Raw genomic sequence first — 16,122 nt, 5'->3', positions numbered from 1 at the left:
TATGAAAAAACGTTATAGAACAGTCAATGATTACTATCGTGAGATTTTTGGCGAAAAGATTTTCAAACTTCCTATAGATGCGGGCTTTGATTGTCCCAACCGTGATGGAACAGTGGCTCATGGTGGCTGTACCTTTTGTACGGTATCGGGGTCTGGGGACGCCATTGTAGCTCCTGAGGCACCGATTCGTGAGCAGTTTTACCATGAGATTGACTTTATGCACCGCAAGTGGCCAGAAGTTCAGAAATATCTGGTTTATTTTCAAAATTTTACCAATACCCACGCTCCGCTTGAGATTATCAAGGAACGTTACGAACAGGCTATCAATGAGCCTGGTGTTGTTGGCATCAATATCGGTACTCGCCCAGACTGTTTGCCAGATGATGTGATTGATTATCTGGCAGAACTCACAGAACGTATGCATGTGACTGTTGAACTTGGTTTGCAGACGACTTATGAAGAAACGTCAGAACTCATTAACCGAGCACACAGCTATGAACTCTATGTGGAGACGGTTAAGCGTGTGCGTGAGCGTGCGCCCAAGGCTGAAATTGTTTCGCACCTGATTAATGGATTGCCAGGGGAAACTCACGAGATGATGGTGGAAAATGTTCGCCGTTGTGTGACGGACAATGACATTCAGGGAATCAAACTCCACCTCCTCCACCTGATGACCAATACCCGTATGCAAAGAGATTACCACGAGGGGCGTCTTAAATTGCTGAGTCAGGAAGAGTATGTGTCAATCATCTGTGACCAGTTGGAAATCATCCCTAAGGATATCGTCATTCATCGGATTACTGGTGATGCGCCGCGAGATATGTTGATTGGTCCTATGTGGAGTCTCAACAAGTGGGAAGTCCTTAATGCCATTGACAAAGAGATGGAACGTCGTGACTCATGGCAAGGGTGCAAAGTAGCTAGCGAGCAGGAGGAAAAAGCATGATTAAACGACCCATTCATCTATCTCATGACTTTCTAGCAGAAGTGCTGGATGATGAGAGTCTAGCTATCGATGCGACCATGGGAAACGGCAATGATACAGCCTTTCTGGCTGGCCTTGCCAAGAAGGTTTATGCCTTTGACGTGCAGAAACAGGCGCTTGAAAAGACCAGTCAACGCTTGTCAGACCTGGGAATTGAAAATGCGGAACTCATTTTAGATGGTCACGAAAATCTGGACCATTATGTCACGGAACCTATTCGAGCAGCTATTTTCAATCTGGGCTACCTGCCATCTGCAGACAAAAGTGTCATCACTAAGCCCCATACGACTCTTGAGGCCATTGAGAAAATCCTTGACCGCTTAGAGGTTGGTGGGCGCTTGGCTATTATGATTTACTACGGTCATGATGGTGGTGATATGGAGAAGGATGCTGTGCTAGAGTACGTTATCGGTTTGGACCAGCGTGTTTTCACAGCTATGCTTTACCAACCCCTTAATCAAATTAATACCCCACCATTTTTGGTGATGTTGGAGAAATTACAATGATTACAGATATTAAAGAAAAACTTGCAGATATGCAGGCCAAATATATTGATAAGCAGAGTGCCGAGGGTACTTTGAAAAAGGTTGATAATCGTAAAACGGCTAAGATCAAGAAAAAGTTAGCTAGTCTTGAGGTCGAACGTTGCCATAAACTTTTGGCTAAGGAAGATGTCACTGCCATTGATAAAAAAATTAGTAAGCAAAAAGAACTATTCTCAAACTGTTGTCATAAGGAAGGGTAGGAGGAGCTATGCATCTATCGTTAGCTTTGCTTGTTCTTCTTTTTAGCTTGATTTTATCGAACGTTATCAATCGTGTCTTTCCACGTCTTCCCCTACCCTTGATCCAAATTATTTTTGGAGTGGGTATCGGTTTTCTTTTTAAGGGACGTGCTTTCGAGCTTGAAACGGAACTTTTTCTAGCTTTCATTATTGCTCCCTTGCTGTTTCGTGAGGGTGAAGAAAGTGATATTACCAGTATTTTACGTAACTGGAAACTCATTCTATTTTTGATTTTTCCAGTCATCTTTGTGTCTACGCTGGGAATCGGTTATCTTGCTAAGGCTGTCTTGCCTGCCTCAGTGCCTTTGTCTGCCTGTCTAGCCATTGGGGCGGCTCTTGGACCAACGGATTTGGTGGCCTATTCAGCTATTTCTAAACGCTTCAGTTTTCCAAAGTGGATTAGCTATATTTTGCAGGGTGAAGGACTTCTAAACGATGCCTCTGGCTTGGTTGCCTTTCAGGTGGCGGTGACCGCTTTGACAACGGGTGCTTTCTCCCTCCTTGATGCGAGCTGGAATTTGGTTATTTCTGTGCTTGGTGGTTTTTTGGTTGGCTTGATTACAGCCTTATTTAATCGTCTCTTTTTGACCATTTTGGATAATATGGATGCCGCAGATGTCACAGGTGCTCTCTTACTAGAGTTGGTACTATCGATTTCCTCTTACTTTGTAGCCGAGGAAATTCATGCTTCCGGAATTATTGCTGTTGTCGTAGCAGGGATTTCACTTGCCAGTCGCTTTAAAAAAATTACCGTTTTTGATGCCAAGTTGGATAGTGTTTCTCATACGATTTGGGGAACCATTACCTTCATGCTTAATGGCATGGTCTTTTTCCTCTTGGGGACAGAACTTCCAACCCTAGCAGCCCCAGTACTGCGTAGCACTACCTACGATAATCTCTGGATGCTTCTTGCTATCGTCCTTTTAACAGCGACCATGTTTGGCATTCGTTTTGTTATGATTAGTGCGGTATTTGCCCAAAGAGCTTGGAGGGCCAAACGATCACTGAAAAAAATCTGGAAGGGTGCTACTCTTTTAACCTTTTCTGGGGTCAAAGGAACGGTCTCTATTGCAACCATCCTTTTGCTTCCGGTTGCCAATATGACGGCTTTGGAACATAGTCTCTTGCTCTTTACGGTAGCGGGTGTTACTTTATTAAGTTTCTTAACAGGTATCCTAGTCCTACCTAAGCTAGCCACTGGACCAGCGCACACAACCAACCATTATATGCAGATTGCCATTCTTAATGATGTGGTCGGTGAGTTGGAAAAAGATCTAAAACAGTCAACTAATCAAGGAGCTGTCTATGCTACTATTGACAACTACAATCAACGCTTGGAAGATTTAATCTTGGAGCAGGAATCAAATGATGTCAAAGAAGAGTTGGCCAATATCCGAGTCATGATTATGGAAATTGAGAGTGAGGGTCTGGAATATGCCTACAAGAAGGGTAAGATTTCAGAACTCGAATACAATCTCTACCAACGTTATATCAAGGGCTTAGAGCGTCGTATTAACCGTGGTTTTGTCTCTAGTCTTTCTTACGCTCTAGCTGTCTTTGTGCGAGGCCTTCGTAGATTGTTGCACTTGGCTCTTACTTTCAAGTTTCGTATTAATCAGGATGAAACTAGGAGGGGTCCTAGGTTGACGGAAGAAAACCGTGACCATATGGCTGAACTTTATTTAACAAATACGGAGCAGATTTTAGAAGCCTTGAGTAATCTGGAAGGTGTTTATCATTCAGATCTCTTGTCTTATTTGAAGCGCAATCGACTTCAAGAGGCTGAAATAATTCAATCAGGTGCCTTTGTTGAGCGGGTTATCACCCACCTTCATCCAGACAATGTCGATGAAATGTTACGAGGCTACTATTTGGAACGTAAGGTTATTAACGAGTACGAGCAGGCTGAGCTTATCTCTAGCCGTTATGCCAAGCAGCTTCGTAAGGAAGTCAATACTCTTGAGGATTACTCTCTCAAAGAAACTAGCAATACCTTGACCTATGATATGATTAATCTAGCCCGAGGGCGAGTTTAAGTGAAGAAGCCAAGATTTTTCTTGGCTTCTTTTTAATGTCTCCCTTTCTCATTATCGTGGTTTGGAAAAAGAAAGCCCAGTCCTAGGCATGTTAGGATTCCTGCAACAATCAGGATGCTATTTGATATAGGGAGCACGTCATAGATGGCATTAGCAATCATTAAACCAATCAAAGTACTCATGAGGCTAGATTTATAATCTTTTTTGATAAGATTTTCTATTGCAAAGAAAGCAAAAAGAGCGACTGGAAAGAGTGGCCAAAGGGACACCTCCAATTTTGGGAAGCCGAGAATACTGTAAGTGATAACTGTTGCTGCTGTACCGATTAATCCAATACCTATTACTTTAGTCATGTTTTTACCTCGTTTTCTATATCTGAAAGATATTTTGCTTTAACACCTACTAAGTTATCAAAAGGTTAACTTACGGACAATATCATTTGTCTATGTGGTTCATTCTAGGTTCTATTCGGTCAAAAAGGACTGTTTTGTTATCAAGTAAAGAAAAGAAGAAATATTTCACTTTAAAGGTAAAACGCTTACATAAAAAGGAGTATAATGATATTGAATGATGTTTTCTCTAAGATTAAATGAAAGGTGGGGTGGTTGTATGTCCAGAAAAACTTGGTATTATATACTTATCTTTTTTGAAGTATTGTTGGCTCTTTCTATGCTTAGGTCTTATGGTTTGCATTTTGAGTATGAAACGCTCAATTCTGTATCTGTACTAAGTTCTCAACTTCCACAGCAAGTCGTTTTAGTATGGTTTGTTTTTAGGCTTTTGAAGGACAAGCGGAAAGCTGAGGGCGTCTTAGCTGTGCTTGCCTTCCATATTTGTCAGCTAGTTACCTATTTCATAATACCGGCTTCCATTTTTAAGCCTTGGTTGGTTTCCCCAGTTTTAACTATTATGTGCCTAATTTGGCTTGTCATTACGATTAGGAAGACAGAGCTTCCAACACTCTTAGCCTCCCTTAAGAGTTCGTCAGCTTGGCAGTCCTCTGTTCCCCTTATTGGCCTAGGAATGGTCGCCGTAGTGTGGAGCACACACTATATAAATATTGATTTAGATGATTTAAGTAGTCTTACTTCCATACTGTATCCTATACTAGAGTGTGCAAGTATCTTCCTACTACTTAACTTGATGACTGAAAAAACTCAAAAGAAATTAAGAATTTCTTCAATCCTTATCATAATCATTAGTTTACTTGAGTTGATTTATGGTTTCTTGGTTGACCATATCATTACTGATGTCTCTCTTTTTCTACTAGTAGTATCAGCCTATCTGGTCTATCGTGTAAGTGGCAACACTTCCACACTAGTTAAAAAATGGCAGAAGAAGTATGGGGTTGAGTTGAGTGAGGATGACCTACTGGTGGAGAAAAGAACCAAACCAGTCATTGAAAAGCGTAAGGTTTATGATTATGCGGAGAGCCAAAGACAACCAAATCCTCAAAGTCTTCATTCTCCTTGGCTTTGGACAGCTTTTATTCTATCCTTGAGGAATTTAGTTTTTAATATAATTGCAGTTTTCAATTATCCTACTGATGAAACCAATCCCTTAGCAGGTATCGGTTGGTTTATGTACTTCATCGTGATGATTCCATTAATTATTATTCCTACTGTGATGCTTCCAAATGCCATAAGAACTACTGACAAAAAGCGTCTATATATAGTTGCTATGTTATTTATTTTAGTTGCAAGAAGCTCTATAGAACAGCTCATCGTTCCAGCCTTAATTTTGTACGGCGTATCGAAAATAAAAGAGGAGTAGCCATAAAACAACAAGTCCCCTAGACCTAGTCTGGGGGACTTGTTGTTTTGATGTTGTTTTAGAATTGGCCCTAAATCAAGTTAATTTATGACTTGTCTCTATAAAAGAGGGTTAATGTAAAAACGATGGTCGTCAATTGGAATAATTTGAACAGGATTTTGGTAGAAGTCAGCTAAAACTTCTGGTGTGATGATATCATTTTTTGGTCCTTGTGCCACGATTCTTCCCTGACGGAGTAGGAGAATGTGGTCCATTTTTTCAGTAATCTCTTCAGCGTGGTGGGTGACGTAAAGAACCAATGGAGCATGTGGAAGCGAGGTGATACGGTCAATCTGACGTAAGAGTTTTTCGCGGGCAAATAGGTCCAAGCCAACAGTCGCTTCGTCAAGGATAATGATGTCAGGATCTTCCATGAGACTGCGAGCAATCAAACAAATTTGTTTTTCTCCTTGAGACAGGCCATGGTATTTACGACCTATCAAATCTCCAGCACCAAGTGAGGTCAGCATGTCCTTGGCTTCTTGCAACTCCTTATCCCCATATGCCTTGTAGAGGATTGAGCTCTTGTATTTACCAGTAAGGACGATTTTTTCAGCAGTCATATGCTTAGGCAAACGCTCAGTAATGAAGGAGCTGACGATACCGATATGTTGACGAAGACCTGTGATGTCTCCATTCCCAAAGGTGTAGCCTAGTATCTCAGCCTTTCCCTCAGAAGGGAAGAATTCAGCTGTCAACAAACGTAGGAGGGTTGATTTTCCAGCACCGTTAAGTCCCAGGATAGCCCAGGTTTGTCCTTTTTCAACTGTCCAGTCAAGATTAGACAAGAGTGTTTTTCCTTGTCGAGCCAAGCTGACATTTTCTAAGCGTATAAGTGACATAAGTCTCTCCTTCGATGATAAATTACTCTAATTATAGCATAAAATAGGAACCTATATTGGGAATTTGTGATATAATGGAAGTCAGAATTTTTTTTAGAGGAGAAGAAAAAATGGAAGACTCCAGTGGTCAGTCCTTATTATTTCAATCTATTTTATTACTAATATTAACCTTGCTTACGGCCTTTTTCTCAGCATCAGAGATGGCTTTAGTATCACTAAACCGTTCACGTGTGGAACAAAAGGCTGAAGAAGGCGACAAGAAATTTATTCGCCTGCTCAAGGTTCTTGAAAATCCAAATAACTTCTTATCAACCATTCAAGTTGGTATTACCTTTATCAGTCTCTTACAAGGGGCTAGTCTCTCCGCTTCACTAGGTGCAGTAATAGCGACTTGGTTTGGTCATGCGGCTTGGGCTAAGACAGCAGGTAGCATGATTTCTTTAGTTGTCTTGACCTATATCTCGATTGTTTTTGGGGAACTTTATCCTAAACGTATTGCTATGAACCTCAAGGAAAATCTAGCCATCTACTCAGCACCAGTTATTATTGTTACTGGTAAGATTGTTAGTCCCTTTGTTTGGATTCTTTCAGCATCGACAAATCTTGTGTCTCATTTGACGCCTATGACCTTTGATGATGCGGATGAGCAGATGACTCGGGATGAGATTGAGTACATGTTGGCCAAGAGTGAAGATACACTTGAGGCTGAAGAAATTGAAATGCTCCAGGGGATTTTCTCTCTTGATGAATTGATGGCACGTGAGGTTATGGTCCCTCGTACCGATGCTTTCATGATTGATATCGAAGACAATACTCAAGAAAATATCCAAGCTATTCTCAAGGAAAGTTTCTCACGTATCCCTGTTTACGAAGATGACAAGGATAAGATTATCGGTGTCATTCATACTAAAAACCTTCTAAAAGCAGGTTTTGAACTTGGTTTTGAAAATATCAAACTTCGTCGAATCATGAACGAACCTCTCTTTGTTCCAGAGACTATCTTCGTAGATGATCTCTTGGCGGCCTTTCGTAACACCAATAATCAGATGGCTATCTTGCTTGATGAATACGGTGGCGTTGCTGGTCTTGTTACCTTCGAGGACCTTTTGGAAGAAATCGTTGGTGAGATTGACGACGAAACAGATAAAACTAGTGTGGAAGTTCGTGAAATTGGTGAGAATACTTATATTGTCGAAGGAGCTATGACTCTTAACGACTTCAATGAACATTTTGATACAGAACTTGAGAGTGATGACGTTGATACTATCGCAGGTTATTATTTGACTGGTGTGGGGGCCATCCCAACTCAAGAAGTCAAGGAACACTATTCAGTTATCAACAAGGACAAACACCTCGAATTTATCAATGATAAGGTTAAGGATGGTCGCGTAACCAAACTTAAGGTAATCATCACGGCAGCTCCAGAAGAGGCAGAAGAATAGTTTTCTACATGTTTTTATTAGAAAATATTGGAACTTAAAAGCGACTATTTACTAATTAGGCACTTTCTCTCATTATGAGTGAAAGTGCTTTTTCTTATCTATCTTGGAATATCCGCTTATCAAAATAATAAGATTAGAAAACGTATATAAAATACGTCATAAAGCCTTTTTTAGCTATCAAAACTGCCAGACTTTGTCAGAAAAAGAACTATAATTTTGGAGATGCTCTAACATATTTTAGCGTATCGATAGATTTAGAATAAAAATAAATAAGATTTTAATTAAAACAGTCTTTTATTACTTTTTTATGGTAGAATATAAATTAACTGATAAATGAAAAAAGGAGAATCTTAATGGCTTCTAAAAAATCTATATATAGTAGCTTGCTTTTACTCACCCTTACCCTAGGAGCTTTTGTACCAGTAACTTCTTTTGCGGACGACGGTATTGCGACAAATGATGCTGTTCTTACACAACCAACGACAGATCGTGTAGCAACAGGTCCTTCAACAGCCCCAAGTGATGGTGACTTGGCTCGTAGCAATGATTCAAACACAGGTGCGGCAACGCCAACAACACCTACAGTTCCTGAAGTACCAGCTGAACCAACAACACCAGCAACTCCAGAAACACCTGCGACACCGGCTCCAACAGTTGATTCATCAACAACACCAGCTGATAAACCAACTGAGAAACCAGCCGATAAGCCAGAAGAACCGGCCTCACCAACTGATAAAGGGACAAGTGAAGCAGCTCAAACCCCTGAAACTCCAGCAGTGAACATTAATGGACAACCTGTTGTTACCGTAACACCAACAGCTCCAGTTGTCACTGCAGCTGGTCAAACAATTGTGTCTACACAAAACAGCCAAATTGTCATCGCTAACACTGATGGTACAACAAGTGTTGTCGCTCCTGAAGCAGTAGGATTCAAAGTGAATGCTGACGGTACATTGACTGGTAAAGATGCTAAAGGTAAGGAAGTTACACTTCCTAAGACTGGTGAAGCATCAACAGTAATCTTGACATTGGCAGGAACATTTTTCCTTGCTGCTGCAGCCTTTTTGGGGCTTAAGAAACGTGCCTAATAATATAGATGATAAAAGACTGGATTTTTCCAGTTTTTTTGTTTTTCTTCTGGTATAGTATAGATATCATTTAATTTTAGATGTATTATAGTATAACCTTTGCTTGAATTCAGGCAGATATGGAGCATGTTTCCGATAAAAGAGGTATAATAAAAACATGTAAAAAGCGTTTACAAGGAGGCTGCCATGGCAGAAATTGATTACAGTCAGGTGACTGGACTTGTTCATTCAACCGAAAGTTTTGGATCCGTAGATGGTCCGGGTATCCGTTTTATTGTTTTCATGCAAGGCTGTAAGATGCGTTGCCAATATTGTCATAATCCAGATACTTGGGCTATGGAGTCAAATAAGGCTGTTGAACGTACGGTTGAAGATGTCTTAGATGAGGCTCTTCGTTTCCGTCATTTCTGGGGTGAGCATGGTGGTATCACTGTTTCAGGTGGTGAGGCCATGCTTCAGATTGATTTTGTCACTGCCCTCTTTACAGAGGCTAAGAAGCTAGGAATTCACTGTACGCTTGATACTTGTGGGTTTGCTTACCGCAATACTCCTGAGTATCATGAAGTTGTTGACAAACTTTTGGCTGTAACTGACTTGGTTCTACTGGATATCAAAGAGATTGATCCTGAACAACACAAGTTTGTGACCCGTCAACCTAATAAGAATATCTTGGAATTTGCTCAATATCTGTCTGATAAACAAGTTCCAGTCTGGATTCGCCATGTCTTGGTACCTGGTTTGACAGACTTTGATGAACACTTGATTAAGCTCGGCGAGTTTGTAAAGACCTTGAAAAATGTTGATAAATTTGAAATTCTTCCTTACCATACAATGGGTGAGTTCAAATGGCGTGAGCTCGGTATTCCATATCCTTTGGAAGGGGTCAAACCACCAACAGCAGATCGGGTCAAAAATGCCAAAGCTCTCATGCACACTGAAACGTATCAAGAGTATAAAAATCGTATCGGTGTTAAAACCTTGGATTGAAAAAGAACCTCTTGACAAGGGCTTTTTAACTTTGTTATTATTTAGGGAGCAATAAAGAGCAGGTAAATTATGTTTCGTATTTTAAAATTTGATGATGACTTTGTTTATCTCAGTCATCCTGACGGGCGACTTAAGAAAATAGATCGCACGCTTTTTGATTTTGATATAAAATTAGGAGACCGTATTGATGTCTACCAAGATGGGGACTTGACCGTTGTTACTCCGGCAGAAGTTCAAACGGACTTGAGCTTAGAGGGAGACAAATCTGTTAAATCACACCTCTTGCAAGGAATTTTAGATCTTTTCCTTGAGACTCTTAATATTCACAACAATCATTTGGGTGACTTGAAGAAGATTTTCACGCAATTATTGATTACACTCTTCATGGCTTGGAGCTTGCTAGGTGTTATTCTGGTTGAGATTCTTCTTTTCGCAGAATCGATTATTGTTTTCCTATGGAGACTCTTGGTTCGTCTTATTAAGTGGATGCATATTAAAGACAACACTAAAGTCTTGATTGATGAGACGCAAAAACGTCATGCTAAGCGTGAGCGTCAAAAAGCTCAAAGACTTGAGCAGGAAAGACGCCGTCAGGAAGAGCTAGAAGAACGTGAATACCTTCGTGAAACAGAACGTCAAAAGGAACTCATGATTGTTGAAGCTAGCCTTAGTCAGGAAGCAGAGCGTGAGAGCCTTTCAACTAGCCTTGCTTTGGAGCAAGCAGGTGCCTCAAGTCAATCTGCTAGTGAAGACTTGGTCGAAGAAAGCCAGTCAACTTCAGAGTCAGAAGTGATGTCTAAATCAGCAAAGTCTGAAAAATAGAACAAAAAAGAACTGAGAGTTAAAATCTCAGTTCTTTTTTGTATGAGAAAAGCACCAGAGGTGCTTGTGAGAGGTGACTAAAGTGTTTTTTCAGAGTCACGAACAATGAGCAAGTCAACTTTTGCGTGACGGAGAATGTATTCAGAAGATGAACCAATAAGCAAGCGTTCAAAAGTATTGAGACCAGTGGCACCAACCATAATAAGGTCAACATTTTCCTTATCAGGGATATCAACAGCCAAGAGGCTCTTAGGATTACCGAACTCAATAACTTTGCGAATCTTGGTTAAACCAGCTTCTCTGGCTTGGCGTTCAAAGTCAGCCAAAACAGCTTTAGCTTCGTCTTCTAGTTTTTCATAGATATAAGAGTCGAAAGTCGCAACGCTTTGAAGGGCGCGTGTATCGATAACGTGTACCAATAGTAACTGAGCATTATTACGTTTTGCAACGTGCACACCTTTAATAAAGGCCAGTTCTGATTCGTAAGAACCGTCGACAGCTACCATAATACGTTCATATTGTTGAGACATAAGCTCTACCTCCTATCTTTAGCTTTATTATACTCCTTTAATCTAAAAAATGAAAGCGTTGTTATGGATTTTCTGAAATCTTTTTTTGACTGCTTACTTTAGGATGTCTGTAGTAATGTGAAGATTTCAGTATTATCTAAAAATTGAAGATTGCATGAAAAAGAGGTATAATACAATCTGTTATTAGCTTCGTAAGAAACATGATAATTAAACAATAGGAAGACAAGTCTTCAGAAATGATACCAAATGGCTGAGCCTAAATAAAGTTGGTGTCAATAAAAGTGGAAATCCCCATCAGGTGTTGAATTTTCTTATTTTATGCTAGATGTATCTGCTTTTAGTATCTTTTGAAAGGATTAACTTATGAAAACATTTGATAAATCATCAAAGTTGGAACACGTTGCCTATGATATTCGTGGACCAGTTTTGGATGAAGCCAACCGTATGATTGCTAACGGTGAAAAAATTCTTCGTCTTAATACGGGAAATCCTGCGGAATTTGGCTTTACAGCACCGGATGAAGTCATTCGTGATTTAATTATGAATGTTCGTAACAGTGAAGGGTATTCGGATAGTAAAGGGATTTTCTCAGCTCGTAAGGCGATTATGCAGTATTGCCAGTTAAAGGGATTCCCAAATGTAGATATTGATGATATTTATATTGGTAATGGTGTTTCAGAGATGATTTCCATATCTATGCAGGCCTTGCTTGATGATGGAGATGAGGTCTTGGTCCCAATGCCAGATTATCCTCTTTGGACAGCCTGTGTCAGTCTAGCAGGTGGTAATGCCGTACACTATGTATGTGATGAAAAATCTAACTGGTATCCAGATATTGATGATATCAAATCAAAGATTACATCAAATACTAAGGCAATTGTAGTCATCAATCCCAATAATCCTACAGGTTCGCTCTATCCTAAGGATGTTCTTGAACAGATTGTGGATATTGCTCGACAAAATGATTTGATTATCTTTGCGGATGAGATTTATGACCGCTTGGTTATGGATGGTAAGAAACATACTGCAATCGCTAGTCTTGCACCAGATGTCTTCTGCGTGTCTATGAATGGTCTTTCTAAGTCTCACCGCATCTGTGGTTTCCGTGTGGGTTGGATGGTTCTCTCTGGACCTAAAAAGAATGTCAAAGGCTATATTGAAGGGCTTAATATGTTGGCTAACATGCGTCTTTGTGCCAACGTGCTCTCTCAACACGTTATTCAGACTTCACTTGGTGGCTACCAATCCGTTGATGAGCTCTTGATTCCTGGTGGGCGTATCTATGAACAACGTGAGTTTATCACGAATACCGTAAACGCTATTCCAGGGCTATCAGCTGTTAAGCCAGATGCAGGGCTTTACATCTTCCCTAGGATTGACCGTAACATGTATGATATTGAAGATGATGAAGAATTCTGTCTTCGTCTCTTGAAGAAGGAGAAGGTTCTCCTAGTTCCAGGTAAAGGCTTTAACTGGAATGAACCAGATCACTTCCGTATTGTCTATCTTCCTCGAGTGGAAGAGTTGGCTGATCTCGGTAATAAAATCGAACGAGTCTTGTCATATTACAAGCGCTAATTCCTTAAAAAACTGGACAATAAGGCTTGTCCGGTTTTTATTGTTTCTAAAAGGGGGATATATTTGAGCAAAATCTGAACATTCTTCCTAAAAATGCCATAATATAATGAATAGTAGAATAATAAATAATTTTCAGACAATTGTTTGCAATTTCTGGGTTAAGTGTGCTATAATGATAGGGCTAGTGAGTCTTGACGCAGAAGATTAGTACAAGGCTTGATATTATTATGATTACAATAGAAAGTGAAGACAATAAATATGGCAAATTTGCTGGCTAAAACACGTAAAATTACATCTATCTTGCAACGCTCAGTAGACAGCTTGGAAGGAGATCTTCCATACAACAACATGGCTGCTCAATTGGCGGATATCATTGATTGTAACGCTGCTATCGTTAATGGTGGTGGTGCTCTCCTTGGTTTTGCCATGAAGTACAAAACCAACAATGATCGAGTGGAAGAGTTTTTTGAAGCTAAACAACTTCCAGAAGAATACACACGTGGTATCAGCCGTGTTTATGATACTCAAGAAAACATTGGTATTGACAGTGACTTGACCATTTTCCCAGTGGAGTCAAAAGATGACTTCCCAGATGGTTTGACTACAATTGCCCCTATCTATGGTGGTGGTATGCGTCTTGGTTCTTTCATCATTTGGCGTAACGATCATGATTTTGTGGATGAAGATCTTATCTTGGTTGAGATAGCCTCTACGGTAGTTGGGTTGCAGTTGTTGAACCTTCAGACAGAGAACTTGGAAGAAACGATTCGTAAACAAACGGCTATTAACATGGCTATTAATACCTTGTCTTACTCAGAAATCAAGGCAGTTTCAGCTATCTTGAACGAGTTGGACGGTTTGGAAGGTCGCTTGACAGCATCTGTTATTGCTGACCGTATCGGAATTACGCGTTCAGTTATCGTTAATGCCCTTCGTAAGTTGGAATCAGCTGGTATTATTGAGAGCCGTTCACTCGGTATGAAAGGGACTTATCTTAAAGTCCTTAACGAAGGTATCTACGACAAATTGAAAGAATACGAATAAGAAGAATACTGAAAGAGAGTGAGGTAGGAGGACCTGCCCCACTTTTTTTAAAAGGAGAAAGTAGCATGACAAAGGCATTGATATCAATTGATTATTCTTATGATTTTGTGGCAGATGATGGGAAGTTGACGGCTGGTAAGCCTGCCCAAGCCATTGAAAATCGTATTGCTCAGGTAACTCAAGAAGCCTATGACAATGGGGATTATATCTTTGTTGCCATGGATCGACATGATGAAGGAGATACCTTCCATCCTGAGACTAAACTCTTTCCACCTCACAACATTGCAGGGACATCTGGGCGAGAACTTTATGGTAAGTTAGCTAGTGTATATGATGCCATCAAGGACGACCATCGTGTCTTTTGGATGGACAAGCGACACTATTCAGCCTTTTCCGGAACGGATTTAGATATTCGTTTACGTGAGCGTCGTGTGACGACAGTTGTTTTGACGGGAGTTTTAACAGATATTTGTGTGTTACATACGGCCATTGATGCTTATAATTTGGGCTATGATATCGAGGTGGTAGAGAGTGCAACAGCCTCCTTGACGCCTGAAGCTCATGACTTTGCTATTGGACATTTTAAAAATGTTCTTGGAGCAACAATTGTGGAGTAAGAGTTAGTTCTTACTCTTTTTTTGATAGCTCCTCTCTATCAATTGATTAAGAATATGAATTAGTCAAGCAAGTTTTTTCATGTTAGACTGGAACCACTTATTTATTTGAGAGGAGACAATTATGAAGATAAAACGTTTATTAGGTATTGTAGCCCTTGCAGTCGCTTCTGTAGGGATTTTAGCGGCTTGTGGTAAGGATGCTGCTAAGGATAAGACAGTGGTACGAGTTGGAACCATGGCTAAGAGTGAGTCTGAACAAGCACGCTGGGACAAGGTTGAAGAAATTTTGAAAAAAGAAGGTATTACGCTGAAGTTCAGTGAGTTTACAGACTATTCTCAACCTAACGTAGCTCTAAATAATGGTGAGATTGATATCAATGCATTTCAACACTATAATTTCCTTGATAACTGGAATGCGGACCATAAGACTGATTTAGTACCAATTGCTGAGACTTATTTTACGGCCTTCCGTGTTTACTCAGGAACACAGGGTGATAAGAATAAATACAAGGATATTAAAGAATTGCCAGATGGTGCTACGATTGCTATCCCAAATGATGCTGTCAATGAAAGTCGTGCCCTAAACCTCTTGCAGTCTGCAGGTTTGATTAAGCTTAGTGTCGATGCTGACGATAAAGCTAAATTGACTGATATCAGCGAAAATAAGAAGAACCTAAATATCAAAGAAGTAGATGCGGCTCAAACAGCTGCCAATCTTGATTCTGTAGATGCGGCTATCATTAATAATGACTTCGTAACAGAGGCTGGAATTGATCCTAAGACAGCTATCTACGTGGAACCCGCAAGTAAAAATACTAAGCAATGGTACAACTTACTTGTTGCCCAAAAAGGTTGGGAAAAATCAGATAAGGCTGATGCTATTAAGAAAGTCATCAAAGCCTATCATACTGACGAAGTGAAAGAAGTCATCAAGAAATCGTCTCAAGGTTTAGATGAGCCGGTTTGGTAAGAGAGGACGCTATGGAAAGAGCTATTTTTGCTGGAGGGTGTTTCTGGTGCATGGTACAGCCTTTTGAAGAACAGCCTGGTATTTTATCTGTTCGATCTGGTTACACAGGAGGACATGTACCTAATCCATCTTATGAAGAGGTTTGTCGAAAAACGACGGGGCATACAGAGGCGGTAGAAATTATTTTTGATCCAGAAATTATTTCTTTCTCTGAGTTAGTTGAGATTTATTGGGCTCAGACAGATCCGACGGATGCCTTTGGTCAATTTGAGGATCGTGGCGATAACTATCGTCCTGTGATTTATTATTTTGATGAGCGTCAAAAGGAAATTGCCGAAAAGTCTAAGGAAAATCTTCAGAACTCAGGACGTTTTGACCGTCCTATTGTGACAAAAATTGAACCTGCAGAGACTTTCTATGAAGCAGAGGCCTATCACCAGGGATTTTATAGGACTAATCCTGAACGTTATGCACAGAGTAGTGCCATTCGCCACCAATTCTTAGAAGAAAATTGGAAATAAAATATGATTGAGAGTGGGAATCTGTCCTACTCTCAATTTTTTGTCTAAAATCATAGGATAGTAT

17 protein-coding genes are annotated in these 16,122 nt (G+C 40.2%); 14 read left to right on the top strand and 3 right to left on the bottom strand.

Features of this window, described 5'->3' with window-relative positions; genetic code table 11:
- Position 1 precedes the first annotated feature (1 nt).
- The 4 genes from NYE32_RS08250 to NYE32_RS08235 are packed head-to-tail and all read left to right on the top strand — an operon-like array spanning position 2 to position 3,805.
- Positions 2-946, top strand: a complete 945-nt coding sequence (locus tag NYE32_RS08250) for a TIGR01212 family radical SAM protein (RefSeq protein WP_060972564.1) — start codon at positions 2-4, stop codon at positions 944-946.
- A complete protein-coding gene (locus NYE32_RS08245; RefSeq protein WP_070437881.1) occupies positions 943-1,491 on the top strand; it encodes a class I SAM-dependent methyltransferase in 549 nt (182 codons plus the stop codon). The genes NYE32_RS08250 and NYE32_RS08245 overlap by 4 nt, the downstream gene beginning before the upstream one ends.
- Positions 1,488-1,730 (top strand): hypothetical protein, encoded by a 243-nt coding sequence (locus tag NYE32_RS08240; protein WP_002891697.1) that lies wholly within the window; start codon positions 1,488-1,490, stop codon positions 1,728-1,730. Before NYE32_RS08245 ends, NYE32_RS08240 begins: the two co-directional genes overlap by 4 nt.
- A gap of 8 nt (positions 1,731-1,738) precedes the next feature.
- Positions 1,739-3,805 carry a sodium:proton antiporter gene (locus NYE32_RS08235; protein WP_339156983.1) on the top strand — a complete coding sequence of 689 codons (2,067 nt, stop codon included), beginning with the start codon at positions 1,739-1,741 and terminating at the stop codon, positions 3,803-3,805.
- A gap of 32 nt (positions 3,806-3,837) precedes the next feature.
- Here NYE32_RS08235 and NYE32_RS08230 read toward each other — a convergent pair whose 3' ends face one another.
- Positions 3,838-4,158, bottom strand: coding sequence for a hypothetical protein (locus tag NYE32_RS08230; RefSeq protein ID WP_155213415.1), 321 nt, complete (start codon positions 4,156-4,158; stop codon positions 3,838-3,840).
- Between the two features lie 256 nt (positions 4,159-4,414).
- Here NYE32_RS08230 and NYE32_RS08225 point away from each other — a divergent pair, with 256 nt between their 5' ends.
- Entirely contained in the window at positions 4,415-5,578 is a 1,164-nt protein-coding gene (locus NYE32_RS08225) for a hypothetical protein (RefSeq protein WP_080612071.1), read from the top strand.
- 98 nt (positions 5,579-5,676) lie between these two features.
- Here the strand turns inward: NYE32_RS08225 and NYE32_RS08220 are convergent, their stop codons facing one another.
- Positions 5,677-6,459 carry an ABC transporter ATP-binding protein gene (locus NYE32_RS08220; RefSeq protein WP_070839162.1) on the bottom strand — a complete coding sequence of 261 codons (783 nt, stop codon included), beginning with the start codon at positions 6,457-6,459 and terminating at the stop codon, positions 5,677-5,679.
- A 110-nt stretch (positions 6,460-6,569) separates the two neighbouring features.
- On the opposite strand from NYE32_RS08220, the gene NYE32_RS08215 reads away from it, so the two are divergent.
- From NYE32_RS08215 to NYE32_RS08200, 4 genes are all read left to right on the top strand, one after another.
- A complete protein-coding gene (locus NYE32_RS08215) occupies positions 6,570-7,901 on the top strand; it encodes a hemolysin family protein (protein WP_013991098.1) in 1,332 nt (443 codons plus the stop codon).
- A 353-nt stretch (positions 7,902-8,254) separates the two neighbouring features.
- The gene (locus NYE32_RS08210; RefSeq protein ID WP_155213414.1) at positions 8,255-8,989 is read left to right on the top strand and encodes an LPXTG cell wall anchor domain-containing protein; all 735 of its coding nucleotides are present in this window, start codon (positions 8,255-8,257) and stop codon (positions 8,987-8,989) included.
- A gap of 186 nt (positions 8,990-9,175) precedes the next feature.
- Complete coding sequence (gene pflA / locus NYE32_RS08205) at positions 9,176-9,976, top strand: pyruvate formate-lyase-activating protein (protein WP_002891689.1); 801 nt, start codon at positions 9,176-9,178, stop codon at positions 9,974-9,976.
- 69 nt (positions 9,977-10,045) lie between these two features.
- Positions 10,046-10,798 carry a hypothetical protein gene (locus NYE32_RS08200; protein ID WP_155213413.1) on the top strand — a complete coding sequence of 251 codons (753 nt, stop codon included), beginning with the start codon at positions 10,046-10,048 and terminating at the stop codon, positions 10,796-10,798.
- A gap of 77 nt (positions 10,799-10,875) precedes the next feature.
- Here NYE32_RS08200 and NYE32_RS08195 read toward each other — a convergent pair whose 3' ends face one another.
- Complete coding sequence (locus NYE32_RS08195; RefSeq protein WP_002884397.1) at positions 10,876-11,328, bottom strand: universal stress protein; 453 nt, start codon at positions 11,326-11,328, stop codon at positions 10,876-10,878.
- 363 nt (positions 11,329-11,691) lie between these two features.
- Between NYE32_RS08195 and NYE32_RS08190 the strand changes: the two genes are divergently transcribed.
- The 5 genes from NYE32_RS08190 to msrA all read left to right on the top strand — a co-directional run bounded on the left by NYE32_RS08190 (position 11,692) and on the right by msrA (position 16,058).
- Entirely contained in the window at positions 11,692-12,906 is a 1,215-nt protein-coding gene (locus tag NYE32_RS08190; protein ID WP_004183315.1) for a pyridoxal phosphate-dependent aminotransferase, read from the top strand.
- A gap of 258 nt (positions 12,907-13,164) precedes the next feature.
- Positions 13,165-13,950, top strand: coding sequence for a GTP-sensing pleiotropic transcriptional regulator CodY (gene codY / locus NYE32_RS08185; protein ID WP_002884784.1), 786 nt, complete (start codon positions 13,165-13,167; stop codon positions 13,948-13,950).
- A gap of 65 nt (positions 13,951-14,015) precedes the next feature.
- Positions 14,016-14,567 carry an isochorismatase family cysteine hydrolase gene (locus NYE32_RS08180; protein ID WP_155213412.1) on the top strand — a complete coding sequence of 184 codons (552 nt, stop codon included), beginning with the start codon at positions 14,016-14,018 and terminating at the stop codon, positions 14,565-14,567.
- A gap of 121 nt (positions 14,568-14,688) precedes the next feature.
- Positions 14,689-15,537, top strand: coding sequence for a MetQ/NlpA family ABC transporter substrate-binding protein (locus NYE32_RS08175; protein ID WP_139723737.1), 849 nt, complete (start codon positions 14,689-14,691; stop codon positions 15,535-15,537).
- Between the two features lie 11 nt (positions 15,538-15,548).
- Entirely contained in the window at positions 15,549-16,058 is a 510-nt protein-coding gene (gene msrA / locus NYE32_RS08170) for a peptide-methionine (S)-S-oxide reductase MsrA (RefSeq protein ID WP_139723738.1), read from the top strand.
- Positions 16,059-16,122 lie beyond the last annotated feature (64 nt).

The sequence above is a fragment of the Streptococcus sp. FSL R7-0248 genome, from assembly GCF_037967965.1.
GTDB lineage: Bacteria > Bacillota > Bacilli > Lactobacillales > Streptococcaceae > Streptococcus.
The sequence above is the reverse complement of the archived record's forward strand: the minus strand, read 5'-3'. Positions and strand labels throughout refer to the sequence as shown.

Coding starts and splice junctions, on each gene's coding strand:
- NYE32_RS08250 (WP_060972564.1), top strand. CDS start 2: ATGAAAAAACGTTATAGAACAGTCAATGATTACTATCGTGAGATTTTT.
- NYE32_RS08245 (WP_070437881.1), top strand. CDS start 943: ATGATTAAACGACCCATTCATCTATCTCATGACTTTCTAGCAGAAGTG.
- NYE32_RS08240 (WP_002891697.1), top strand. CDS start 1,488: ATGATTACAGATATTAAAGAAAAACTTGCAGATATGCAGGCCAAATAT.
- NYE32_RS08235 (WP_339156983.1), top strand. CDS start 1,739: ATGCATCTATCGTTAGCTTTGCTTGTTCTTCTTTTTAGCTTGATTTTA.
- NYE32_RS08230 (WP_155213415.1), bottom strand. CDS start 4,158: ATGACTAAAGTAATAGGTATTGGATTAATCGGTACAGCAGCAACAGTT.
- NYE32_RS08225 (WP_080612071.1), top strand. CDS start 4,415: ATGTCCAGAAAAACTTGGTATTATATACTTATCTTTTTTGAAGTATTG.
- NYE32_RS08220 (WP_070839162.1), bottom strand. CDS start 6,459: ATGTCACTTATACGCTTAGAAAATGTCAGCTTGGCTCGACAAGGAAAA.
- NYE32_RS08215 (WP_013991098.1), top strand. CDS start 6,570: ATGGAAGACTCCAGTGGTCAGTCCTTATTATTTCAATCTATTTTATTA.
- NYE32_RS08210 (WP_155213414.1), top strand. CDS start 8,255: ATGGCTTCTAAAAAATCTATATATAGTAGCTTGCTTTTACTCACCCTT.
- pflA (WP_002891689.1), top strand. CDS start 9,176: ATGGCAGAAATTGATTACAGTCAGGTGACTGGACTTGTTCATTCAACC.
- NYE32_RS08200 (WP_155213413.1), top strand. CDS start 10,046: ATGTTTCGTATTTTAAAATTTGATGATGACTTTGTTTATCTCAGTCAT.
- NYE32_RS08195 (WP_002884397.1), bottom strand. CDS start 11,328: ATGTCTCAACAATATGAACGTATTATGGTAGCTGTCGACGGTTCTTAC.
- NYE32_RS08190 (WP_004183315.1), top strand. CDS start 11,692: ATGAAAACATTTGATAAATCATCAAAGTTGGAACACGTTGCCTATGAT.
- codY (WP_002884784.1), top strand. CDS start 13,165: ATGGCAAATTTGCTGGCTAAAACACGTAAAATTACATCTATCTTGCAA.
- NYE32_RS08180 (WP_155213412.1), top strand. CDS start 14,016: ATGACAAAGGCATTGATATCAATTGATTATTCTTATGATTTTGTGGCA.
- NYE32_RS08175 (WP_139723737.1), top strand. CDS start 14,689: ATGAAGATAAAACGTTTATTAGGTATTGTAGCCCTTGCAGTCGCTTCT.
- msrA (WP_139723738.1), top strand. CDS start 15,549: ATGGAAAGAGCTATTTTTGCTGGAGGGTGTTTCTGGTGCATGGTACAG.